Here is a 23,155-nt window from a genome sequence, read left to right on the forward strand (position 1 = left end):
ATCACCTGAAGGCGCCAACGGATTTGGTCGCCGCCCAAACAAAGAACAGGCCGATCACCAACGACAGCCCGTTGAGGAGGATACCCATGATGCCGAGGACATGATTGTCGTTTGAACGTCCCAGTGCCATCAAGCCAAAAACCACGCCGGTGATGTGCGCCAGCGGCGCCGCAACGAGAAACACCACCAGAAAAACCCCGCCGAGGACGTTTTGAGCGGCCAGCGACGCCTCGCCTGGCATCAACGCCAGCGTGACCACCGCCGCAAAATCCATTGCGAACGCCAGCAGGGCCAGGATCACCGAGCGTTTGCCCAAGCTGCTCCGCCCCACCACGCCGGGCATTGCTATCGTGCTTCTTCCCCATCCGGCCATTACTCGTCCCCGATCAGGTGAAAGCGCCTATCGTCGATGCCATTGCCACAAGCAGCAGGAAGCCAACCGCCAGGGAGCCGCCGTTGAGCAGGATGCCGACGACCCCAAGCACGCGGCTATCGTTCGAACGCACCAGCGCCATCAGTCCGAAAATCAATCCGGCAATATGCGCCAACGGCCCTGCCAGCAGGAAAACCGCCATGAAGAAACCCGTGGCGATGTTCTGGGCACGCTCGGATGCGTGGGTCGGAAGCGCCACCATTGTGGTCAGCGCCATCACACCGGCACCGAAGGCGAGCAGCGCCAGGATGACGGAACGCTTGCCGAACTTGCTTGTCACGACGGCGCCCGGCAGAGCGTCGGCGCTTCTTCCCCATTGTGCCATTGTTTGCCACCCCTCGCCGGCCGCCCAATCCATATCGCCCGAAAATCGCTTACCGGTTAAAGCGGATTTTCGGCATAAAACTCCAAAACCCGCTGCTTGAAGGTCTTGTCGCCCACAGCCAGCATATGGTCGCGGCCGTCTATGTGAAATGACTTGGCGTTCGGCATCAGCGCGGCGAGCTCGTCGGGCGAGCCGCCGATATCGTCTGTCGTCCCGACCGCAATCAGCGTCGGTTGGGCGATGCGCGTCATGTCGTGTTCGCTGAGCAGTTCGCGCGACGTGGCGATGCAGGCAGCCAATGCCCGGCGGTCGCTGCGCGTCTGATCGGCAAAGGCGCGAAAGGAGCGACCGCGCGGATGGCTGGTGGCGGCCGGATCGTCGGCCAGCAGCGCCTCGGCGATCGGATCCCAGTCGCCGACGCCGTCGACCATGCCGATGCCGAGGCCGCCGAAGACCAGCGTCGCCACCTTGTCGGGATCGGACAGCGCCAGGAACGCCGCGATGCGCGCGCCCATCGAATAGCCCATGACATGCGCGCGGCCGATGCCGAGATGGTCGAGCAGGGCCGCCGCGTCCGAAGCCATTTTGGCCGGGGTGTAGTCGGCCTCGTCATAGCTTTTCGACGACGAGCCGTGGCCGCGATTGTCGAAGGCGATGGCGCGATAGCCGGCATCGTTCAGCGTCTTGAACCAGCCGGGCGATACCCAGTTGACATAGTGGCTGGAGGCAAAGCCGTGGATCATCAGCACCGGATCGCCCGCCCCCGACGCCGGCCGGCGGTCGAGGAAGGCGAAGTCGAACCCGTCATGGGAGAAGAATTGCATCGGGAGCGGCTCAGCCGGCGCCGGGCGTGGGCGCGTTGCCCTTGTCCGATGGCGGCATGCCGGGGCCGGACACCGTGCCGACGGCCGGATGGCGCAGCAGATCGCCATGGTCGATGCCGTTTTTGGCGGCGGTGCCGGCCTTGAGCTCCAGCACGAAGCGCACTGGCACACCCGGCGAGATGACTGCATCGGACAATGGAGTGCCGTGCTTGACCGCCCGGACCTTGCCGTCCTGTCCAACAAAGATCAGGTCGAGCGGCATCGGCGTGTTGTGCATCCAGAAGCCGACCTGCTTCTGCATCTCGAAGACGAACAGCATGCCATGATTGTCGGCCATATCCTGGCGATACATCAGGCCGGCCTCGCGTTCCGAGTCGGTGTCGGCGACTTCGATCGAAAAGGATTTATCGCCCCCTTTCGTCGCCACGACCAAGGGTGTCGGATCGACGGGAAGGATCATCGCCTGACCGCCGGCGATCGTCTGCTGGGATGCGGTCGGCTGCCCGGAATAGAAGTAAGCGCCTGCGGCTCCCGCAACGATGACGCAGAGCGCGCCCGCTGTCAGCCAGTTCCTGTACGCCATTGGAAATCCTCGACCAAAGACCATGATCCCTAAAAGTGGTCTCAGGTATTCGGATAAGATCGTGGTGAAACCAAGAAAAACGCCGTCCTGACTTCCTCAGGAAGGCTCGCGTCCTAATGCGCGACCGGCAAGGTGCCCATATCAGGGTGAATCTCGGCAGCCATGAGGCCCTTGTCACCGCGTCCGAAACGCACCAGCACGACCTGTCCGGGCCTGAGCTCGGTGATGCCATAGCGGCGTAGCGTCTCCATATGGACGAAGATATCCTCGGTGCCCTCGCCGCGCGTCAGAAAGCCGAAGCCCTTGGTGCGGTTGAACCACTTGACCAGCGCCCGCTCGAGCCCGCTTTCCGGCGTCACCGCCACATGGGTGCGCTGTTCCTGCATCTCGGCCGGATGGATCGCCGTAGTGGTGTCCATGGACAGCACCCGGAACGCCTGCAAACCACGGTCGCCGTGCTTGACAAGGCACACGACACGCGCGCCCTCCAATGCAGTCTGAAAACCGTCCTTTCGAAGGCAGGTGACATGGAGGAGGATGTCGCCCGAAGAACCGTCATCGGGAAGTATGAAACCGTAGCCCTTGGCCACGTCGAACCATTTGATGGCGCCGGCGATTTCGACAAGGTCGGCGCTATCGCCGCCACTGTCACTCTTCAGGGCGTCGTCAAGGTTCTCATCCCGCCTCGTGAAAGAGGCCTTATCCCCCATAAGAACGCCCCCTTTTTTTCAAGAAAACCGCAAGTGATTCTTGACATTAGATTAACACCGCCGCTTCCGGGGTGTGCAAGACCTGCCGTGCCTTTTTTCACGGTTGAATACAGGAATAGCTGACTTGTTGTTTGCCGGCGTCGCTGCCGACAGCAATGACGATCCATCAAGGCGGTCAACCGGTCGGCAATTTGCAAGGGATTTCGCCGAAATCGGCAACCACTTGTGTCCGTCGCTTTTGTCAGAGCAATCTGATTTTTCCAAAACCGGTGACCACTTTCAGTCGATGCTCGTTGCCCTTCGGCGGGGTGGACCTTATGTTGCCTCGCAACCCAAACATCCCCGAGGAAATCCCATGCGCTACCTCCACACAATGGTCCGTGTCGCCGACGTCGATGTCTCGCTCGATTTCTACTGCAACAAGCTCGGCCTTAAGGAAGTGCGCCGCTACGAAAACGAGCAGGGCCGCTTCACGCTGATCTTCCTCGCCGCCTCCGAGGATGTAGAAAGCGGCATCACTGAGAAGGCGCCGCTGATCGAACTGACCTACAATTGGGACCCGGAGGAGTATAAGGGCGGACGCAATTTCGGCCACCTCGCCTATGAGGTCGACGACATCTACGCCACCTGTCAGCATCTGATGGACAATGGCGTCATCATCAACCGGCCGCCGCGCGACGGCAACATGGCCTTCGTCAAGTCGCCGGACGGCATCTCCTTCGAACTGCTGCAGAAGGGCCCGGCCAAGCCCAAGGCTGAGCCGTGGGCATCGATGCCGAACACCGGCACCTGGTAGCGATCACGCCATCTTGAGCGAGGCGGCCGCGCCGACAAGCCGGCCGCCTTTGCCATTTCGAGCAACGGCACCTATTTACCTGCCTGTCGCGCCAGCCAAGCAAAGCCAGTGCCTCACCCAGGAGAATTCATTTATGCCGACCAGCCGTGCCGATGTCTCCACCGCGTATGCCAGCCGCTATTTGCAGCAGTTGTGCAAGCACTGGGCGCACAAATTTCCCGTCGAGTTCGATCTGAACCACGGCACCATCGATCTGTCGCTCGGCCGCACGGTTCTCGATGCCGATGCGGCAGCGCTGCATATCACGGTGTCGACGGATGAAAGCGGATCGCTGGAGCGCATGGAGAGCGTCGTTGCCGATCACATCAAGCGCTTTGCCTTCCGCGAGGAGCTGACTTTCGAGTGGAAGCAGGCACCGGCGGCATAGCGTTATTTTGCACCGGCTTTGCCGGCCATCTCCAGCAGCGCCAGCACCGACCGCCAGTTGCGCGCGGTGCCCGGCACTTTCAGCATGCGCGGGATCAGCCCGGCGAACACCGATTTGCCGAGCCCGTCCGGCGCCTTGAGGTAAAGCACGTCGCCCTTGACCTCAAAGCTTTCCGGGCCGGTGCATTTTTCGGCAAGCTTGGCGATCTCGTCCGCCGTCGGCTGGCGCTCCAGCGTGTAGGCGTGCAGCTTGGTCGGATCGCCGGCGACTTCCGGATACGGATTCTCCTTCACCAACCGTTCGAACCAGGAGAGATCGCGCACCATGATGCGCGAATGAAAGCCCCATTTCTTCTCGAAAGCGGCTTCGATCTGTTTCGTCAGCGTGGCGGCGTCGCCCTTCCTGGCCCGGAACACGACATTGCCGCTCTGTACATAGCTGGCGACGTCCGAGAAACCGAACTCTTCGAAAAACGCTCGCAACTCCGCCATCTTGACGATGCGGTTGCCGCCGACGTTGATGCCGGAAAACAGCGCGACGAAGACCACCCTTCGCTCTTCGAGCTTCGGGTGGCAGGCTGTACCGCTCATATGATGAACCCGGCCAGGGTCTCGTTGTCGGTGATGTCCTGATAGTGCACGCCCTCGGCCTCGAAATTTGCCCTCAGCAGATCGAAGTTACGCCGGTCCCTGGTTTCGATGCCGATTAGCACAGAGCCGAAATTGCGTGCCGATTTCTTCAGATATTCGAAGCGGGCGATATCATCGTCGGGACCGAGCAGTTCGAGGAAGTCGCGCAGCGCGCCCGGCCGCTGCGGAAAGCGGATGATGAAGTATTTCTTCAGCCCCTCGAAGCGCAGCGCCCGCTCCTTCACGTCGGGCAGCCGCTCGAAATCGAAATTGCCGCCCGACACCACCGCGACGATGGTCTTGCCGCGGATTTCCTTGCGCGAAAAATCCTTCAACGCGTCGATCGCCAAGGCACCGGCCGGCTCCAGCACCACACCTTCGATGTTGAGCATCTCGATCATGGTGGCGCAGAGCCGGTTCTCAGGGATCAGCCGCACCGCCTGAGCGGCGAACTCCTTGAGGTGGCGCAACGGCTCGCGGCCGATCTCGGCCACCGCCGCGCCGTCGACGAAATTGTCGACATTGGCGAGCCGGACGCGCTTGCCGCTGGCGAGGCTCTGATGCAGGCTCGGCGCACCGGCCGGTTCGCAAAAGACGTAGCGCGCGTCACGTTGCTGATCGGCGAAATAGTGCGTCACCCCCGCGGCCAGGCCACCGCCGCCGACCGGCAGCATGATGATGTCGGGCATGCGCGCGCCTGGCATCTGGTCGGCGATCTCATAGGCGACCGTCGCCTGCCCCTCGATAATATCCTTGTGGTCGAAGGGCGGCACCATATGCGCGCCGGAACTTTCGGTGAATTCGAAGGCGGCGCGGTAGCAGTCGTCGAAGAAGTCGCCGACCAGCCTGATCTCGACGAAATCGCCGCCGAACAGCCGCGTCTTGTCGATCTTTTGCTGCGGCGTCGTCACCGGCATGAAGACCACGCCCTTCTTGCCGAAATGGCGGCAGACGAAGGCAAAGCCCTGCGCATGGTTGCCGGCCGAGGCGCAGACGAACAGCTCGGCCTCGTTGCCGGCGGCAAGCGCCTTGCGGAAAAAGTTGAAGGCGCCGCGGATCTTGTAGGAGCGCACCGGCGAAAGATCCTCGCGCTTCAACAGCACCCGAGCCCCCGTCTTCTTCGACAGATAGTCGTTTTCCTGCAGCGGCGTTTCGGGAAAGATCTCGCGGATCGCGGCTGCGGCGGTGGCGACACGGGAGGAGAAACTGTTCATGGCGCCGTCACCTCTGGATCGAATGGTTCGAAGGCGAAGCCTATTGCACAATTCGCCGTTTGCAGCCACCGATGCGGCGCGGCCGCTTTGACGCGCCAGCAGGAAATCCATTGGAGCCATCTTCATGCCTGTTTCGGCTGTCGCCCTGAAGACCGTAGACCTTCCTGAATTCGGCGAGCCAACAGTGATGCCGCTAGTTCAGCGGCGGACCTACGAAGCACGCATCGAGGCTCTGCTGGCGCGCGGCGCCAAGGCCGGGCTCGACGCCTTTGCCGTCTATGGCGACCGCGAGCACGCGGCCAATGTCGCCTATCTCAGTGGTTACGATCCGCGTTTCGAGGAGACGTTGCTGGTCATCGTCCCCGGCAGCCAGTCAAAGCTTCTCGTCGGCAATGAGGGCTGGGGCTATGCCGAAATCTGCGACGGGCCTTACGAGCGCGTCCTCTACCAGACCTTCTCGCTGCCGGCGCAGCCACGCGACCGCTCGGCCTCTCTATCCGACACGCTTGCCGCCTGCGGCCTGAAGGCCGGCCAGAAGATCGGCGCCATCGGCTGGAAGCCGTTCGGCCCCGGCGATGGCGGCTTTGGCGAGACGACGCTCGACCTGCCTTCCTTCATCGCCGATACGCTGCGCACACTGGCCGGCGATAGAGGCGCGGTGGTCAACGCCGCCAACCTGTTGATGAACCCATCCGACGGCCTACGCGCCATCAACGAGGCAGACCAATTGGCGTCCTTCGAATTCGCCGCGACCTTTTCCTCGCAGGGCCTGCGCAACGTGCTTGGGAATATTGAGCCCGGCATGAGCGAATTGCAGGCCGCGCGGCTGATGGGGATCAACGGCCTGCCCCTGTGCTGCCACCCGATACTGTCCGCCGGCAGGCGTGCGCCCTACGGCTTGCCTAGCCCGCGCCTCGACATCATCAAGCGCGGCGATCCCGTCACCATGGCCTATGGCATCCAGGGCTCGCTCAACGCCCGCGCCGGCTTCCTGGTCGAGAGCGCGGCCGAACTGCCGCGCGAGATAAGCGACTATGTCGAACAGCTGGTAGCGCCCTATTTCGCCGCCGTCGTCGACTGGTACGAGACCATCGGCATAGGCGTTGCCGGCGGAGCGCTTTGGAAAGCCGTGCATGACCGCATAGGCGACCCGTTCTTCGGCGTCTCGCTCAATCCCGGCCATCTCGTCCATATCGACGAATGGATGCATTCGCCGGTGTTTTCCGGCTCGGACATCAAGCTGCAATCGGGCATGGCGCTGCAGGTCGACATCATTCCGGCGACCGGAACCAGCTATTTCACCACCAACATCGAAGACGGTATCGCGCTTGCCGATGAGTCCCTGCGCGAGGAGATCGCGGCCCGCTATCCCGAGGCATGGCGCCGCATCGAGGCGCGCCGCGCCTTCATGGGCGATGTGCTCGGCATCAGGCTCAAGCCCGAGGTATTGCCCTTCTCCAACATCCCTGCGTTCCTGCCGCCATTCTGGCTTTCGCGCAACAGTGCGATGACCGTGGCTCGACGCTGACCACATTTCGGCTGGACACGACTTACTTCTGCCGCACTCTCACTGTCCGGGAGGTGCCGCGGGGGTATATGGGCCTTTTGGCCGGAGTGGAATTTTTGACGTGCGTTTGAAGACGATTTGCATTCTTGCACTTGCCCTGTTGATCGCCGGCTGCGGCGGCCGCAAAACCGAGGAACTGCTCGGCAGCGCCGTCATGTCCACGCCGGTGACCGAAATCTCAGGCAATCACTCGATCTTCATTGCCACCACACGCAAGAAATCCGACGATCCCAACAAAGTTTTCGACGGCGAACGCTCGGCGACGCTGAACTACGCCCGCGTCACGGTCACCGTTCCCGGCACCCACCAGACCGGCCAGATCGAGCGCCGCTCGCGCGGCAGGTCCAACGACCCGGCGAAGTACTTCATGGCCTCCGAGGTCGTCGGCTACGATGCGCAGCCGAAATTCTCCAGTGCGCTCAATGCCGACATCGCCGCGCGCGGCGGCCGCGTCATGGTCTTCGTGCATGGCTACAACACCGGCTTCGACGACGCGGTCTACCGCCTGACCCAGATCGTCCACGATTCCGGCTATCCCGGCACGCCGGTGCTGTTTTCCTGGGCATCCGGCGCCAGAACCACCGACTATGTCTATGACAAGGAAAGCGCCAGCGCCGCCCGCGATCAGCTGGAGGTGACATTGCGCATGCTGCAGCAGTCCGGCGCGCGGCGCATCGACATCGTCGCCCATTCGCTCGGAACCTGGGTGACCATGGAAACGCTGCGCCAGATGGCCATCACCGGCGACCGCGATCTCGGCGGCAAGCTCGGCGATGTCGTGCTGGCTTCGCCCGATATCGACGTCGACGTCTTCAAGAGCCAGATGCGCCGCTACGGCAAGCCGGACAAGCCGTTCATCCTGCTGCTCTCCGACGACGACCGGGCGCTGCGGCTCTCAGGCCTGATCGCAGGCTCGCGGCCGCGCGTCGGCGACTACAAGGATGCCGCCGACCTCGCCGCTTATGGCGTCACCGTGGTCGACCTTTCCAAGGTCAAGGGAGGCGACAGCTTCAACCACACCAAGTTCGCCGACAATCCCGAACTGGTGAAGATGATCGGCCAGCGGCTGCGCGAGGATGACGGCTTTGCAAGCGACCAGACGGTGACCGACCGCATCAGCGCGCTCGGACAATAAGGCTGTTGCCTTGCGGCGACCGTCGCCGCGTGAGGTCGCGAATGCCGCTCGGCCCGATCACTTTCAACTGGACCGGGCCGGTCTCTGCCTCTACGACATTGAAATCGGCGCCAATGCGCCAGCGGGAGCCCGCGTGAACGAGCGTTGGAAGACTGTCCTGGTCCTTGCGTTCGCGCTCGGTGCCGCCGGCTGCGCCGGCCCGAACACCCATGACCTGTTGAACGAGACGACGGTTTCGGTGCCTGCCTCCGACATCGCGGCCACCCACGAAATCTTCGTCGCCACCACCCGCAAGCAGGCGACCAAGGACCCACGCCAGGTGTTCGATGGCGATCGCTCGCTGACCACCAGCTACGCCCGCGTCGACGTCACCGTGCCGAAGGTCCACCAGGTCGGCGCCATCGAGCGCGCCAAGGGCTCGGCCAATTCGAACCCGGCCAAGCAATTCACCGCCACCGACGTCGTCCACTATGGCGACGCCTCGCAATTCGCCAAGGCCGTCGGCGCCAACATCACCATGAATGGCGACCGCGCGCTGGTCTTCGTCCACGGCTTCAACAACGGCTTCGACGATGGGGTCTACCGGCTGACGCAGATCGCCCACGACACCGAATATCCGGGTACGCCGATCTTGTTTTCGTGGGCTTCGAGCGGCAAGACCACGGGCTATATCTACGACAAGGACAGCGCCAACGCCGCGCGCGACGACCTCGAGGCGACGCTCAGGATGCTCGCCAAGACACGGGTCAAGAGCATCGACATCATCGCGCATTCGATGGGAACCTGGGTGACGATGGAAGCGCTGCGCCAGCTCGCCATCACCGGCGACCGCGATCTCGACGGCAAGCTCGGCCGTGTCGTCCTGGCATCGCCCGATATCGATGTCGACGTCTTCAAGAAGCAGATGATCCGCTACGGCAAGCCCGACAGGCCGTTCGTCATCCTGCTTTCCGCCGACGACCGTGCTCTGCGATTGTCCAGCCTGATATCCGGCGACAAGCCGCGCGTCGGCGACTACGGCAACGCCGCCGACATCGCCAGCTACGGCGTCGTCGTGGCCGACCTCAGCCAGATCAAGGGCGGCGACCGCCTGAACCACGCCAAATTCGCCGACAACCCGTTCCTGGTGCAATTGCTCGGTGACCGTCTGCGCGCTCCAGCCGGCCTGGCATCGGACGAACCCACGCAGGGCCAGATCGACAATCTCGGCCGAGGCCTCGGCAAGGCAGTCGGATCCGTCGCCGAGATCATCATCACCACGCCATTCAAGGTGCTGACCATCGCCACCGGCGGATGAGAGCCAAGCACCGGGGCTGATCTCAGATAAAAAGATCGACCTTCTGGAACGTCGTCACGTCGATCAGGCCGACATCGGAAATCCTGAGCTCCGGAATGACGACCAGCGCCAGCAGCGAGTGCTGCATGTAGGCGTTGTTGAGCGAGCAGCCCATCTTGCGCATTGCTTCGGTCAGTTTCTCGGCCTTGGCCGCCACGATTTCGGCGCGCTCGTCCGACATCAGCCCGGCGATCGGCATTTCGACCAGCGCAAGCTCCTTGCCCTTCGAAAACAGCACCACGCCGCCACCGACCTCGCCCAGCCGGTTGACGGCCAGCGCCATGTCTTCCTTGTTGGTGCCGACGCAGATGATGTGGTGGGCATCATGTGCGACGCTCGACGCCATGGCGCAGTCGCCCATATAGCCGAAGCCGGAGACGAAGGCATTGGTGACGCCTCCGGTGCCGCGGTGGCGCTCGACCAGCGCGATCTGGCAGATGTCGTTGCGGCGGTCCATGGCGACCAGCCCGTCCTCGACCGGCAGGTCGGCCTCCAGCGCCCGCGTCGGCGCCTGGTTTTCGATCACGCCGATGACCCGCACCCGCACCTCGTTGGCGCCCTTGGGCGCCGCAATGTCGAAGTCGCCTGGCTTCAGCTTCTTGCCGAGCTTGACGGTGTTCTTCGCCGATTTGGGGTAATCATAGGCCGGGATGTCGATCTCGAGCTTGCCGCCCTTGGCCAGCCTGATACCGCGGCCATAGACCTCGTCGATGGTCATGGCGGCAAGATCGGAGACGATCAGCAGATCGGCCAGCCGTCCCGGCGCGATCGAGCCGATCTCGCGCTCCAGCTTGAAATGCTGGGCGGTATTCAGCGTCGCCATCTGGATCGCCGTCACCGGCTTCAATCCCTGTTGGATGGCGTGGCGGACCACCCGGTCCATATGGCCTTCATGCACCAGCGTGCCGGAATGGCTGTCGTCGGTGCACAGGATGAAGTTGCGCGGGTCGAGACCGCTCTCGGTCACCGCCTTGATCTGCGAGGCAACATCGTACCAGGCCGAGCCCAGCCGCAGCATTGCCTTCATGCCCTGGCGCACACGGGCGATTGCGTCCTCGGCGCGCGTGCCTTCATGGTCGTCCTCCGGCCCGCCGGCGACATAGCCATGGAACGGCAGGCCGAGATCGCGCGACGCATAGTGGCCGCCGACCGTCTTGCCGGCCTTGATCGTTGCGGCGATCTCGCCCGACATGACCGGATCATTGGCGATGACGCCGGGAAAATTCATGACTTCGCCGAGCCCGATGATGTTTTCCCAGGTCATCGCTTCCGCGACATCGGCGACCGTCAGTTCGGCCCCGGCATGCTCCAGCCCCGGCGCGGACGGCACGCAGGATGGCATCTGGACGTGCACGTTGATCGGCATGGCGACGGCCTCGTCATGCATCAGCCGCACGCCGGGCAGACCCAGCACATTGGCGATCTCGTGCGGATCGATGAACATCGAGGTGGTGCCGTGCGGGATGACAGCGCGGCAGAACTCGGTCACCGTCACCATGCCGCTCTCGACATGCATGTGCGCGTCGCACAGGCCGGGCACGAGATAGCGGCCGCCGGCATCGACCACCTTGGTGCCCTGGCCGATGGCATGGCTGGCATTCGGCCCGCAATAGGCGAAGCGGCCGCCTGAGATTGCGATGTCGGTGCCGGCTATGATTTCGCCGGAATGCACGTTCACCCAGCGGCCGTTTCGGATGACGAGGTCGGCCGGCTTGCGCCCCGTTGCGACGTCGACCAGATGCGTCGCCATCTCGGTCCAGGGCTTGGGTTTCGTCGCCGACGGCTGCTTGGCCATGAAAGACTCCTGTTTGCCCGACTGTGCCAAGCCGGCAAGGTTTTGGCCAGCGATCACGGACGAAATCCGTCGATGAGAATTCGCCCGGGCGGATGCGCCGCACCTGCTCACCCCGAGGGCAGGCATCAGTGGTGCGGTCATTCAGTTTGGCTTGTGCCGCCACTTATGCTACCATTCTGGCTATGGTGCTGATTTGCACCGACGACCCGCCGCGAGGCGGGTTTTTGTTGTGATGAGCCCGAAACCTCCTGAGGTGAAGTCATGATCCGGTTCCTGAAAGCATTCGCCTTCGTCACCCTGTTCCTGATCTCGTCCGGCTTTGCATCCGCCGAGGAGCGTTGGCAGACCTTGCCGGAGCCGGCGGCGATGCCCAAACCGGATCAGAGCGGATATGCGCCGGTCAACGGCATTCAGATGTACTATGCCGTTTTCGGCGCCGGTGATCCGATTCTCCTGATTCATGGCGGCCTTGGCCATGGCGACATCTGGGCAAGCCAGGTGGCGACCATGTCCAAGACGCACAAGGTTATCATCGCCGACAGCCGCGGCCACGGCCGCTCTGCCCGCACCGAGCAGCCTTACGGCTATGACCTCATGGCGTCGGACTATCTTGCACTGCTCGACTATCTTAAGATCGACAAGACCGCTCTTGTCGGCTGGAGCGACGGCGGCATTATCGGCATCGACATCGCGCTGCATCATCCGGAGCGGCTGACACGGCTCTTTGCGCAGGCCGCCAACGTCACCACCGATGGCGTCGATCCGGGTGTGCTGACCAACAAGACCTTTGCCGCCTATATCGACCGCTCGGGCCGCGACTACAAGAAACTGTCGAAGACTCCCGACCAGTACGATGCCTTCGTGGCGCAGATCAGCCACATGTGGGAGTCGGAGCCGGCCTGGACCAAGGAACAGCTCGGCAAGATAACCACGCCGACCGCGATCGTTGCCGGCGACCATGACGAGGCGATCAAGCGCGAACACACCGAATACATGGCCTCCGTCATTCCGGGCGCCAAGCTCATCATCCTGCCCAACGCCAGTCATTTCGCCATGCTGCAGGCGCCGGACGAATATAGTCAGGCGGCGCTGGACTTCATTGACGCCAAATAGCGCCCCCAGCTAGAGCACCCAGCGCAGCACGGGTGCATTCCGATTGTTGAACAATGGGTTCCGTTTTGCGGCGAATAGGATTACCTTCCGACAAGGCGCCTTCTGAACCGCCTTTTCGGAGAACTCGATGCGCTGTCTGACGATTGCCAGTGCCGGATTTCTGATTGCTCTGGCCGCGCCGGCATTCGCCGCCGACCCGATGGCGGTGCCGATGACCGAACCAGGCTTCGACTGGACCGGCTACTATGCCGGCCTGCAGGCCGGCTACGGCTGGGGGCAGTCCGACATATCAGTGACGGAAGGCGCGCCGTTTTCCATCTCGCCCGACATTGACGGCGGTTTCGTCGGGGCCCATGTCGCCGGCCTGTGGCAGTTCGACCAGGCAGTGCTCGGCGCCGAGGCGGAGCTCAATTATTCCGCCGTCGACGGTACGGCCGTATCAGGCCTTGGAAGCACATTCCGCACGGACATCAAGTGGTTCGGATCTGTCGACGCCAAAGCGGGCTTCGCCATGGACCGCGTGCTGGTCTACGGCGTCGGCGGCGTCGCCTTTGCCGGCATCGAAACTTCGCAAGTCGCGGGCGCGTCGTTCGCCGGCACACGCACCAATGTCGGCTGGACCTTGGGTGCCGGCGTCGACTACGCGCTGACCGACAAATTCATCGTCGGCGCGCAATATCGCTATTACGATTTCGGCTCCGAGCACTATGACGTGGCGGAACCCTTCAACGATCGCGATCAGGATGTGAAGCTGAACGCGGTCGGTATCAATCTCAGCTACAAATTCTGAGCGTTCTCGGCGACTGAGATTTTCGCCACAACCAATTGTTTTGAAATCACGAACCACCTTTCATGAGTTCGACACTCGGCAAAAGATGGCTTGACGGGTTTTCGCTGGCGTCTGAAAAGGGCTGGCCTGCGGACGTGGCGGAATTGGTAGACGCAAGGGACTTAAAATCCCTCGATCTCTGATCGTACGGGTTCGATTCCCGTCGTCCGCACCAAATTGAAATGCTTAGGATTCGTTCTGTAAGAACTCACTGGCTACCATAGAAAAGGCTGACGCGGGTAGCCGTAGAGCCGGGATACAAGCCGGGAACTGCCATGCTGGAGTTTTGGTGTTCGGTATTGGCTGCCGTAAGAACAGTGACGGGGCTGACGGCGCAACTGCGCTTGAGCCAAATCCCGAACCTGTAGCCCCTTCGGTCGTAAGCTCGGCAGTTGGGGATCTACTGCATCCGAAAAACGACGGTATCCGTGTCGCTGGATTTGCATCGAATGCCGACCAAAACGCCGAGTTCATAGTCATCGACGTGCCACGGTCGGAACGTCGACCACATCGCAGCGATCAAAAGCAATATTACAAGCGTGCTGGTAGCTCTTCATACCTATGGAGCATGTCGACATCGAGGATGCCTTCCGAAGTACCGGAACTTACAATGAAGGCCGACATGAGAAATACCCGTCGTCCGGCCTTGACGGTCATTATGAGATCAGGATGTGGCCGCAGAACGGGAGCCGGCTGGGGCCGCAGCGGCCTCAACCCGGTGGGCATGCCCCGTCGCGATTTTAAGAAGAGTTGCAGCCGTTTCCTGTGGCGTCCAACCTTGCGCTTCTGACGCAGTCACCAAGGCCGCAAACGCGGCTTCTAATGCGACTTCACAGTTCACCTCACGGTCTGGGCTATCCTCTGGCAATATCGGGGGTTCGACGGATTGGGACATCGTGACTTCTTTCAAAGGGGAAAAACCCGCCGCCCCAGCCTTTTGCCACTCAAACATTTCAGCAAAGGATCATTCCAGCTATCAGCAGCGTGATTAGAACTGACAACGGCACGGCCAGAAGACCGACCAACTCAACATTTCTTGTGTTTTGTCGCTTGTCCATCTTCGTCGCCCGCATGTCGTTGGCTTTGGCATCTTGCCGTCAACGTGCAGCTGTTGGAACCAACCACAAGTGCCGCTGATCGGAGATTCAGTCGGTGCTGCATATTAGCAACACATTGTGGAACGATCGGGCGGCATCAGCCAATTGCTTTTGAATGCCCTTGCACTTGCTTCGTACGATTCCGTACAGTTTCCCCCATTGGGGGAGCTGCCGATGGACCATGACGAGGAAGGCTACAGCATTGACGCCTTCGATTTCGATGTGGTGTGCGAGACCTTCAGGAGATCCGTTCGGGAGCTGAACCTGGCTGAAGAGCATTGGGTAGACCACGCGAAGGCGCTCCTACGGGAATTCACCGACAGCGCACCTGACGACGACATGATTAGCCGGATCGTCGGGCGCTAGTGGCCTATACAGCCCTAGTTGGTTAGAATCGTACCCCGGTCCTGCCACGGAAACCTTTTCCAAGGTTTGCCGCGTCATAGAGGCATCACAGAAGCTCTCGGAACAGATTGCCCAGCGCGGAGGCCTATTAACGAAAAAGCTCGCCACCTTGAGGCAACGGGCATCGCAATGCCCTCAGAGAGCCCTGCCTGGACGTGTGGCGTCCTGTCCGGCCCTCGCCATTGATTTCGTCGGCAAGCTTGTCTTTGGCCTCGTGATAGGTCTTGAAGTTGGCATCGGGATCGCAATCGCCGGCTGCCAAGGATGCCGGGCCGCTGGCCGACCTATCAGTCAGGCGTCCGAAGCCAGAGCGTTATAAAGCAGCAAACACGCCAGGATAGAAACGGCGCTGCCTAGCAGCTGGTCTGCCGTCAGGCCGGAAAAATAGACAAGATGAAACGTCACCATCGCTCTACCAATCACGGTTCGGAACACTGCCGAATTAACCGTTAGCCGACGCTAATGTTCCGCTCTGGACTCACTACCGCTTTGGAAGAATCCTGCCGCAGCGATCAGCGCCCCGCCCGACCTTGATCTCAACGTCGGTGCCACAAGGCTTTCCTTCGTTCGCATGGTTCGCAGAGATTAGCACGATCGCATACTCTCATCTCATCCGGCGTCGTCTCCCTCACAAAGCAGCGCCGGTAAGGCTCGGCGACCTTCTTGTTTGTCCAGTGTGCCAAAGGAGGTCGCCGGGCCTGCCGTTGCTCATCTTTGCTGGTGGTTGCTCCTGATGGCTGCGCTTGACGCCGTCGCCCTACTGCTACCTGCGGGGTAAGGCCGGCGAGCCCTCTTGTCAGGCAGTCCGGCATGTAGGATTATAGTCCTCGTTGCGGCGACCCCTCAATGGAGAGCGCCAATGGCCAGAACCAAACCTTCGGAACAACTTTCCCGGGCTGAAATCGAGCGCTTCCTGGCGGCAGCCGAAGCGCTGCACAAGAGCATCGTCGGGCCGCTCCTGGCGTACTCGAGACCATCACCGGCCAGAAGGCGAAGTTCATCCAGTGGAACGGGACAGGACCGGCACAGCCCCGGGACAAGCCTCCGGGCTAAGTCTCCTCCCGGAAATCCAGCAGCTTGGCATGGCGAAGCTTCTCCTCGCCCTTCAGGAACCGCACGCGGCCGACCAGGCCGGGCTTTAGCCATTCGGCCTTGTCACTCTTGAGCCCTTTCGGCGCCGGCCCGCCAATCTTGCCTTGCACGCGGTCCCATAGGCGCTGGCGCTTGTCCGCCTTGAAGGTGACGAAGGCGCCGCCGGCATAGTGGCCTTTGTCGGCCATCAGCACCATGGCAGGCTTGCCGGCCTCGCGCTGCACGCCGATGATGTCCATCTCCTTTTCGGCATAGCACTTGATCTTGCGCCAGTTCGTCGTCGGACCCGACCGATACTTGCTGCCCTTCCGCTTTGAAACGATACCTTCAAGCCCAGCCTGGTCGACCAGATGAAAGACGGCGTCGCCAGTGCCCGGCATCGCTTCGCTGAACTGGATTCGGCCGCCGTCCGGGATCAACGCCCGGAGGATCTCGCGACGGTCTTCCACCGGCGTGTTCCGCAAGTCATGCCCGTTCAGATGCAAGAGGTCGAATGCTAGCAGATACAGATCGCGCGACGGCTTGCGGCTGGTCGCGGCTGATTGATGCGCATGGAAGTCGGATAGGCCAGCCTCATTGATCGTAATGGTCTCGCCGTCGATGATGAAGTCTTTCGCCTCGATCGCTTCCGCCTCACCGGCAAGTTGGATGTAGCGGCCCGTCCAATCATAACCGTTCTTGGTGATCAGCCGAATCCCGTCATCATCCTTGATGACCTGGGTGCGGTAGCCATCGAATTTGATCTCATGAATCCAATCATCGCCCATCGGCGGCGTGTCGACCAGTTCGGGTTCCATGGGCTTGATGAATTTCAGACGCATGCACTGACTCGCAGAACCACGACTTAAATTAGCTATCGCTAAATTAGTTCCGGAACATTTTAGACGAATTGGATGTTTGAAGGGCTATGAAGATCGAAGCCGACCAATGCCGGGCAGCGCTGACGCTCATCCGGCGCACGATGGAAGAGCACTGTCCTCCTGGCGTGCTGCCGAGCGAAGAGATGGTCAATGGGCTCTATGGTCCGGAACTGATCCATGAGGCGGAAGCCATTGCCGCCGGCATCGTCGCAACCATTGACCAGCTGCAATTGCCCGTGATGAAACCGCCGTCCCCTAGTATCAAATAGAGACCGACACAGGGAAGGTCGCTTGGCCGCGCGATCGTGGGCTCGCAACGACCGGCGAGGCGATGCCGGCCTCACCAAGGGTTACAGCCCCTCGACCAGCAGCGAAGGCGGCTCGCGGCAGTGCAACGCCCGAAGTGTTTCGAGACGACGATGTCCACCGAGCGTAGCCAGCGCGCGTTGTGCTGCACAAGGACCGAGGCAGCGGCGCGGCCGCCCGGGCTACTCCAAAGGCGGCTCTTCGCTCTGTGGAGCCAGAACGGTGATATCCATCCTGGCGATTGTCGATGCGGCGCGCCCCTGGGCGCCAGAATCCGTGTCGCCACTTTCTGCCGCCATTGCCTTGGCGCGATGTCCTACGCTGTCTGCGCTTTTGCCTGGCGCAAATCCTTCGCCCGGTTCTGTCTTTGCGGGTTTCGGTCGAGTTTCAGCTGCCTGCCGATGTTGGTTTCCAATCGCCGAGACCATTGATACCTCCCCTTGATGAGGCCGCGACTGTACCTGTCAAGGCTGTAGCGAGGCTGATCACTTAAGTGGTCGGGTTGCGCCCGCTCGTAGTGGCCCTCCGATTACTGGGCTCTCGATGCCTTGGCGCTCGCGGACGTCTGGTCGGGTGGGAAGTTCAAACTCAGCCGCCCTTTGCGGCACCGGCTTCGCCCGACAACTAGGAACGATTTCGGCCGCCATGTGTTACGCAATCATGAATCTCGCGGATCCCGGATCAACAATGGCAACCGATCTTTTCACGATGCAACTCGCTGATGCTCAGCAGCGCATCAAACAGACCGAGTTCGCGCTGGTACTCAGCGAGAAAATGGTGGCTGAGAACCTCGCTTTATCCAGCAGGATACGATCGGCGAGGCGGCGTGTCCTGAAGGCCGGAAGGCCTCTGGCGACAGTCGACTCAACAAGCTGAAAGAGTTCTTCAAATGATCTCGACCCAGTCCGGACGTGGGAGAGCTTGCCGGTAACCTTAGCGGTAATCGGCCGAGTCGCAGCAGGAAGCGCGCTGAAAACTTGCTCGATGAAGACTGCGGCGTCGCTATGAATCTCGCCTTGTGTTGCCGAATCCGATCTGCGCAAAGGCGCGTGGTCGAGACCAGGCAGCGGCTCACGAAGATTGATCCCAGCAGGGCAAATTGACCGCTACGGCTCAGTTGAGGCAGCACTTCGAAATCACGGCTATTGACCTGCTGAGCTATCAGTTTCCCTCGATCTCTAATCGTATGGATTCTCCGCACCACCCTTCGCTCTTCGAGCTTCGGGGTGGCAGGCCACCGAGTAGCCGTCAAACGTCGAGATAGCCGGCGGCGACCAGCGTTGCCTTATATCGCCGGGCAAATCGGCTGGGCAAACGACTGAGGTAAGCTGACGCGCCAATATCCCAATGCGCGCCCAGTTCGCGGTCGAAGGCAGCCGGGTCGAATTGCAGCAAGCCGCTGCGTGGGTAGACCGTGAATTCTCCGAAGATCGGCTCCCCCTCCTCCTCGTAGAAATCGACACGCACCATGTCGAACTCGCTGCCGAGCACCTCGGCTGCCTCGATCATCCGCGCCAGGCTCTTGGGAGGGGGAATTTCCAGGCTCGAGTCGATCGCGCCCTGGACGATGTTCAGCGGGCGCCAATCGCGATCCAGGTGGGCGGTATTCTTGACCGTGGAACGGAAGGCGACGACGACAATGTAGGCGACGTGGCCAGCCAGCACACAGAATTTGTAGTCGACCGGGTCATAATCCTGGTCCTTGCCGACAAGCGCTTCGACGAAAACCCGCCGCTCTATGTGCGCATAGCTGCGCTCCAGCTTGCGGGCGCCATAGGTTTGGCCAAGGTATTCCGTCATCTCGGCAATGATCGCCTCCCGGTCGGCGTTGGCCGGATCACGAACGATGACATTCATGGCGCAACCGTGGTTGCATTTGACGGCGTAGGGGATTTTCAGGTCATCGAAAGGGATCTGGCGCGGATCGTCGCCCTGCCACAGCACCTCCGGGATGGCGAGCCCGGGAAGCCGCTCCCTGACGATTTCCTTGGACTTGAGCTTGTCGAGAAGGCCGGTAAAGCGAGGATCGTCATCGAAAATCTTGCGCCAGTGGATCTTTTCCGTGAACGTCACCGGGGCTGCAAAATTCGGCAGATGCCGCATCCGCTCAAGGAAACGCTGGGTCAACCGGCGGTAGCGGACAAGCAGCGCGGCGTTCAGCAACAGGAGAGATGCCCGCGCGCTGTTTCGCTTCAGCCATGCCTTTGCGCCACGCGCCATTCCGGTGTCCTTGCAACCTGCGCAACTTCATCCGCGAAGTGGACGTGCCACCCTGCCCGCAGCAGTGAGGCACGTCGAGCTTCGCCGAGCTAGCCCTTCATCGGGTACAGTTTCAAATGCTGGATCAGGATGATCGTCTTGGCGTCGATGATGCGGCCGTCTGAAATGCCGGCCAGCGCTTCATCAAGAGGCATTTCCAGAACCTCGATGTCCTCGCCCTCGTCGGCCGCGCCGCCGCCGGTCGAGATGCGGTCGGCGGGTGAATAGCGCGCCACAAAGAACCACAGCCGTTCAGTGACGCTGCCTGGGCTCATATAGGGGGAAAACAGCCGCTCGATGTTCTGTAAGCGATAGCCGAGCTCTTCCTCGGCCTCCTTGAGGATGGCGGTTTCGGGATCGTTTTTGTCGAGCAGGCCGGCGCAGGCCTCGATCAGCGGTTCGCGGTGGCCGGTGACGTAGGCGGGGTAGCGGAACTGCCGCACCAGAAGCACCGTCTGACGCTCGGGATCGAAAGGCAGGATCACCGCGCCGTCGCCACGATCGTAGGTCTGGCGAATCTGCGTCTCCCACTGCCCGTCTCGCCGACGGTAATCGAGGACGGTCTTCTTCAGAACCGCCCAGTCGTCGGACAGGACTTCCTCCGAGCGGATGCGGATACGATCTTCCATGATGAGCTCCAAGCTGTCGGCGCCATGGCGTAACCGCGAACGGTTTTGCGCGCAACCGAAACGGCGAACCTTTCACCGCCTCGTGTCTGGTGCCGGCAACTGCCATCGCCTAAATAGCTGCAGTCCCTCTCCGGAGTTTTTTTGATGACCGCAGCGCTTTTCCAGCCGATCGCCCTCGATGGCCTGACCTTTCCGAATCGTATCGCGGTGGCGCCGATGTGCCAGTATTCCGCCGAAGACGGCTCGGCCAGCGACTGGCATCTCTATCACTGGATGAACCTGGCGATGTCGGGCGCCGGCATGGTCACCGTCGAGATGACCGACGTCGAACGGCGCGGCCGCATCACCCATGGCTGCCTCGGCCTCTATTCCGACGACAACGAGGCGGCCGCCCGGCGCACGCTGGATGCAGCGAGGCGCGTCGCCGCGCCGGAAACGAAATTCGGTATTCAGCTTGCCCATGCCGGCCGCAAGGCATCCAACCGAAAGCCCTGGGAAGGCGGCGGCCCATTGCAGCCGGGCGAGGATCCCTGGCAGACCGTCTCGGCCTCGGCCATCGCCTATGACACCGGCTGGAATGTGCCGCATGCGCTGGAGGAAGATGAAATCCTGCAGCTTGTCGAGCGCTTCACTCAAGCCGCGAGGCGGGCCGAGCGCGCCGGCTTCGACTTCCTCGAGCTGCACGCCGCGCACGGCTATCTGATCTTCCAGTTCCTGTCGCCGCTTTCCAACCAGCGCACCGACCGCTGGGGCGGCTCGCTGGAAAACCGCATGCGTTTCCTCATCGAGATCGCCAAATCGGTGAGGAAGGCAGTTCCAAACCTGATGCTTGGCGCCCGCCTGTCGGTGAAGGACTGGGTCGATGGCGGCTTCGAGGTCGACGAGGCGATCGAGGTGGCCAAAGCCTTGAAGGCGCTTGATGTTGCCTATATCTGCTGTTCGAGCGGCGGCAATTCGCCGTTGCAGAAGCTGCCGACCGGCGCCGGCTATCAGGTGCATCTGGCCGAAGCGGTGCGCAAGGGCGCCGGCATCCCGACACGGGCTGTCGGCCTGATCGACGATCCCGCGCAGGCAGAGGCGATCGTCGCCGACGGCCGCGCCGACATGGTCGCGCTGGCCCGCGCCTTCCTCGCCGATCCGCGCTGGGGCTGGCGCGCCGCCGCCACCTTCAGCGAGAAAATCCATCCCGCGCCACAGCTCGCCCGCTCGGTGACGACGATGCAGCATTGGACGAAGGGCTGAACAGGCAGCGCCGACGGATGCGCCAAACGCATCTGCTGGACAGATTGCCGCAGCTTCGCTTTAATCCGCCCGCTATAGTCCCTGGGGGCAGGCCGCCTTGGCGGCCGGGTTGGGAGCAAAGTCCATGGCATCAAGGGCAATCTATCCGGCGGCAGCCGCTCTGGTGGTCGCACTGTCGTTCGCCGCGTCGTCTCCGGTCGGCGCGCAATATTGCGAAGGCACGGTGCACGGCCTGTCCAGGCACTACGATCTGGATACCGGCAGCGGGTTTCTCGCCGTGCGCGCACGGCCGAACTCGTCGTCGCGCATGATCGGGCAATTGTTCAACGGCGACCACACGGAGATTTTCGACCGCCGGGGCAACTGGTACCAGGTCGAAATCGGCGGACGGACCGGCTGGGCCAACGCCCACTGGCTGCGCAACGACTGCGGTTACTGAGACCAACGATTGCGGTTGGTGAGACGTTTGGGCGCAGGCTGACGGCCACTTTTGCAACCATATTGGCTGCTTTGCGTTGCGGCCATCATGGATAACAAACCTTTTGAAACCCCGGTCGTGGTCGAACTCGGCCATGTCGGCAAATATCGCCAGATCCGCAGCACCCAGGAAGCGGCGGAGTGTCTGATGACGGTGTGGCCGCTCAATCGCGGCCCGCGCCATCGTGATGCTCTCGACACTTGCCTCAAAGTGCTGGAAGGTTATCGTTCGACGGCCGATGCACGCAGGGCCTTGATCGAAGCGGCCAAGGAATCGGAAGTGCTGGTTCCCGAAGACCGGCTGCCAGACGCCAAGTTGCATTGAAGCCCAAATTGCAATGAAAAACGGGCCGCATTGAGCGGACGGACGAACCGGAGGATTTCATGGCGAAGCTGACTTACAAGATCGTCGAGCATGACGGGGGCTGGGCCTACAAGGTCGGTTCGACATTCTCGGAGACATTCCCGACCCACCAGGATGCGCTGCGCGCCGCCGAGATCGCCTCGGCCGAACAGCAGATCGCCGGCGCCACGGACGGCATCCAGTATGAGGATGCCGAAGGCAAGTGGCACGACGAACTGGCCGACGGCCGCGACCGGCCGCAGACCGAAGTTTCCGACTGATCCTTGCCCCTCAGCTTTCGCTGCCGGCCGTGGATGCTCGCCTAAGCAATTCCCTTGGGAATTGCGTCAAAACAAACAGGCGGGACATCCTGCCGGTCAGTCGAAGCCGCGGCTTGATCACTTGCCGCAATATTGATCGTTCACGTTGGGCCTCACATTTCCGTAGGGTCCTGACGGGTCGGAGGCGCACGGCCCCGTAGCGCCATAACCTTGGCTGCCGTCGGCATTGATGCTGCCGGTGGTGCTCTGGTCGACGGTCGATGACTGCTCGTTGCCGAACGGCCACCAGCTGTGATCGTTGGAATACGTGCCGTCCGATGACTGCGCCATCGCCGGTGTGGCAAGACCGATCGTCAGCACGGATGCTGCAAAAACTTTCCTGTACATTGAATTACTCCGTATCTGCCGCCTTGGGTGCGACACGGGGTAAAACCGGATATCAGCCGAA

The 23,155-nt window shown here is 61.7% G+C and carries 26 protein-coding genes and 1 tRNA gene; 15 read left to right on the forward strand and 12 right to left on the reverse strand.

Going from position 1 to position 23,155, the window contains the following annotated elements; all coding sequences use genetic code 11:
• Position 1: 1 nt before the first annotated feature.
• From NLY36_RS02195 to NLY36_RS02215, 5 genes are all read right to left on the reverse strand, one after another.
• Positions 2–316 (reverse strand): hypothetical protein, encoded by a 315-nt coding sequence (locus tag NLY36_RS02195; RefSeq protein WP_023744842.1) that lies wholly within the window; start codon positions 314–316, stop codon positions 2–4.
• A gap of 70 nt (positions 317–386) precedes the next feature.
• Entirely contained in the window at positions 387–758 is a 372-nt protein-coding gene (locus tag NLY36_RS02200) for a hypothetical protein (RefSeq protein ID WP_023741428.1), read from the reverse strand.
• 56 nt (positions 759–814) lie between these two features.
• Positions 815–1,582, reverse strand: a complete 768-nt coding sequence (locus tag NLY36_RS02205; RefSeq protein WP_023735354.1) for an alpha/beta fold hydrolase — start codon at positions 1,580–1,582, stop codon at positions 815–817.
• Positions 1,583–1,592: 10 nt separating this feature from the next.
• Positions 1,593–2,165 (reverse strand): DUF192 domain-containing protein, encoded by a 573-nt coding sequence (locus tag NLY36_RS02210; RefSeq protein ID WP_023735353.1) that lies wholly within the window; start codon positions 2,163–2,165, stop codon positions 1,593–1,595.
• 113 nt (positions 2,166–2,278) lie between these two features.
• Complete coding sequence (locus tag NLY36_RS02215; protein WP_031244492.1) at positions 2,279–2,875, reverse strand: cold-shock protein; 597 nt, start codon at positions 2,873–2,875, stop codon at positions 2,279–2,281.
• Positions 2,876–3,230: 355 nt separating this feature from the next.
• Here NLY36_RS02215 and NLY36_RS02220 point away from each other — a divergent pair, with 355 nt between their 5' ends.
• Positions 3,231–3,671, forward strand: a complete 441-nt coding sequence (locus NLY36_RS02220) for a VOC family protein (RefSeq protein ID WP_023667513.1) — start codon at positions 3,231–3,233, stop codon at positions 3,669–3,671.
• A gap of 133 nt (positions 3,672–3,804) precedes the next feature.
• Positions 3,805–4,098, forward strand: coding sequence for a DUF2218 domain-containing protein (locus tag NLY36_RS02225; RefSeq protein ID WP_023735352.1), 294 nt, complete (start codon positions 3,805–3,807; stop codon positions 4,096–4,098).
• A 2-nt stretch (positions 4,099–4,100) separates the two neighbouring features.
• On the opposite strand, the gene NLY36_RS02230 is transcribed toward NLY36_RS02225, so the two are convergent.
• Both NLY36_RS02230 and ilvA read right to left on the reverse strand, forming a co-directional pair.
• Positions 4,101–4,688 (reverse strand): DUF1697 domain-containing protein, encoded by a 588-nt coding sequence (locus NLY36_RS02230; protein WP_050591491.1) that lies wholly within the window; start codon positions 4,686–4,688, stop codon positions 4,101–4,103.
• Positions 4,685–5,941, reverse strand: coding sequence for a threonine ammonia-lyase IlvA (gene ilvA, locus NLY36_RS02235; RefSeq protein ID WP_023735350.1), 1,257 nt, complete (start codon positions 5,939–5,941; stop codon positions 4,685–4,687). Before ilvA ends, NLY36_RS02230 begins: the two co-directional genes overlap by 4 nt.
• Before the next feature lie 124 nt (positions 5,942–6,065).
• On the opposite strand from ilvA, the gene NLY36_RS02240 reads away from it, so the two are divergent.
• The 3 genes from NLY36_RS02240 to NLY36_RS02250 all read left to right on the forward strand — a co-directional run bounded on the left by NLY36_RS02240 (position 6,066) and on the right by NLY36_RS02250 (position 9,940).
• On the forward strand, positions 6,066–7,469 hold the full coding sequence (locus NLY36_RS02240) for an aminopeptidase P family N-terminal domain-containing protein (RefSeq protein ID WP_031249063.1): 1,404 nt from the start codon (positions 6,066–6,068) through the stop codon (positions 7,467–7,469).
• A 100-nt stretch (positions 7,470–7,569) separates the two neighbouring features.
• Positions 7,570–8,643 carry an alpha/beta hydrolase gene (locus NLY36_RS02245; RefSeq protein ID WP_023681526.1) on the forward strand — a complete coding sequence of 358 codons (1,074 nt, stop codon included), beginning with the start codon at positions 7,570–7,572 and terminating at the stop codon, positions 8,641–8,643.
• A 133-nt stretch (positions 8,644–8,776) separates the two neighbouring features.
• Entirely contained in the window at positions 8,777–9,940 is a 1,164-nt protein-coding gene (locus tag NLY36_RS02250; protein ID WP_023735348.1) for an alpha/beta hydrolase, read from the forward strand.
• A 22-nt stretch (positions 9,941–9,962) separates the two neighbouring features.
• Here the strand turns inward: NLY36_RS02250 and ade are convergent, their stop codons facing one another.
• Positions 9,963–11,774, reverse strand: a complete 1,812-nt coding sequence (ade, locus tag NLY36_RS02255; protein ID WP_023735347.1) for an adenine deaminase — start codon at positions 11,772–11,774, stop codon at positions 9,963–9,965.
• 261 nt (positions 11,775–12,035) lie between these two features.
• Between ade and NLY36_RS02260 the strand changes: the two genes are divergently transcribed.
• The 4 genes from NLY36_RS02260 to NLY36_RS02275 all read left to right on the forward strand — a co-directional run bounded on the left by NLY36_RS02260 (position 12,036) and on the right by NLY36_RS02275 (position 15,179).
• A complete protein-coding gene (locus NLY36_RS02260) occupies positions 12,036–12,887 on the forward strand; it encodes an alpha/beta fold hydrolase (RefSeq protein WP_023735346.1) in 852 nt (283 codons plus the stop codon).
• Between the two features lie 127 nt (positions 12,888–13,014).
• Positions 13,015–13,677: an outer membrane protein gene (locus NLY36_RS02265; RefSeq protein ID WP_023695400.1), complete on the forward strand. Its 663-nt coding sequence runs from the start codon at positions 13,015–13,017 to the stop codon at positions 13,675–13,677.
• A gap of 128 nt (positions 13,678–13,805) precedes the next feature.
• A tRNA-Leu gene (locus NLY36_RS02270) sits at positions 13,806–13,891 on the forward strand.
• Positions 13,892–14,987: 1,096 nt separating this feature from the next.
• A complete protein-coding gene (locus tag NLY36_RS02275) occupies positions 14,988–15,179 on the forward strand; it encodes a hypothetical protein (protein WP_023667524.1) in 192 nt (63 codons plus the stop codon).
• Positions 15,180–16,267: 1,088 nt separating this feature from the next.
• Here NLY36_RS02275 and NLY36_RS02280 read toward each other — a convergent pair.
• Positions 16,268–17,131 (reverse strand): ATP-dependent DNA ligase, encoded by an 864-nt coding sequence (locus NLY36_RS02280; protein ID WP_023667527.1) that lies wholly within the window; start codon positions 17,129–17,131, stop codon positions 16,268–16,270.
• An 86-nt stretch (positions 17,132–17,217) separates the two neighbouring features.
• Between NLY36_RS02280 and NLY36_RS02285 the strand changes: the two genes are divergently transcribed.
• Together NLY36_RS02285 and NLY36_RS02290 are read left to right on the forward strand one after the other, a co-directional pair.
• Positions 17,218–17,439: a hypothetical protein gene (locus tag NLY36_RS02285; RefSeq protein ID WP_023681532.1), complete on the forward strand. Its 222-nt coding sequence runs from the start codon at positions 17,218–17,220 to the stop codon at positions 17,437–17,439.
• 724 nt (positions 17,440–18,163) lie between these two features.
• Positions 18,164–18,352 carry a hypothetical protein gene (locus NLY36_RS02290; protein WP_023688348.1) on the forward strand — a complete coding sequence of 63 codons (189 nt, stop codon included), beginning with the start codon at positions 18,164–18,166 and terminating at the stop codon, positions 18,350–18,352.
• A 372-nt stretch (positions 18,353–18,724) separates the two neighbouring features.
• Here NLY36_RS02290 and NLY36_RS02295 read toward each other — a convergent pair whose 3' ends face one another.
• Entirely contained in the window at positions 18,725–19,696 is a 972-nt protein-coding gene (locus NLY36_RS02295) for an ATP-grasp fold amidoligase family protein (RefSeq protein WP_023735344.1), read from the reverse strand.
• Between the two features lie 89 nt (positions 19,697–19,785).
• Complete coding sequence (locus NLY36_RS02300; RefSeq protein WP_023735343.1) at positions 19,786–20,364, reverse strand: NUDIX domain-containing protein; 579 nt, start codon at positions 20,362–20,364, stop codon at positions 19,786–19,788.
• A gap of 144 nt (positions 20,365–20,508) precedes the next feature.
• On the opposite strand from NLY36_RS02300, the gene NLY36_RS02305 reads away from it, so the two are divergent.
• The 4 genes from NLY36_RS02305 to NLY36_RS02320 all read left to right on the forward strand — a co-directional run bounded on the left by NLY36_RS02305 (position 20,509) and on the right by NLY36_RS02320 (position 22,707).
• Complete coding sequence (locus NLY36_RS02305) at positions 20,509–21,606, forward strand: NADH:flavin oxidoreductase/NADH oxidase (RefSeq protein ID WP_023735342.1); 1,098 nt, start codon at positions 20,509–20,511, stop codon at positions 21,604–21,606.
• A gap of 124 nt (positions 21,607–21,730) precedes the next feature.
• Complete coding sequence (locus NLY36_RS02310; protein WP_023691186.1) at positions 21,731–22,045, forward strand: SH3 domain-containing protein; 315 nt, start codon at positions 21,731–21,733, stop codon at positions 22,043–22,045.
• 84 nt (positions 22,046–22,129) lie between these two features.
• Positions 22,130–22,408, forward strand: coding sequence for a DUF982 domain-containing protein (locus NLY36_RS02315; protein ID WP_032891817.1), 279 nt, complete (start codon positions 22,130–22,132; stop codon positions 22,406–22,408).
• A 59-nt stretch (positions 22,409–22,467) separates the two neighbouring features.
• The gene (locus NLY36_RS02320; RefSeq protein WP_023667535.1) at positions 22,468–22,707 is read left to right on the forward strand and encodes a DUF2188 domain-containing protein; all 240 of its coding nucleotides are present in this window, start codon (positions 22,468–22,470) and stop codon (positions 22,705–22,707) included.
• Positions 22,708–22,824: 117 nt separating this feature from the next.
• Here NLY36_RS02320 and NLY36_RS02325 read toward each other — a convergent pair whose 3' ends face one another.
• Positions 22,825–23,094 carry a hypothetical protein gene (locus NLY36_RS02325; protein ID WP_023735341.1) on the reverse strand — a complete coding sequence of 90 codons (270 nt, stop codon included), beginning with the start codon at positions 23,092–23,094 and terminating at the stop codon, positions 22,825–22,827.
• Positions 23,095–23,155: the final 61 nt, after the last annotated feature.

Origin of the sequence: Mesorhizobium sp. C399B (assembly GCF_030323185.1) — a bacterium.
Taxonomy (GTDB): domain Bacteria; phylum Pseudomonadota; class Alphaproteobacteria; order Rhizobiales; family Rhizobiaceae; genus Mesorhizobium.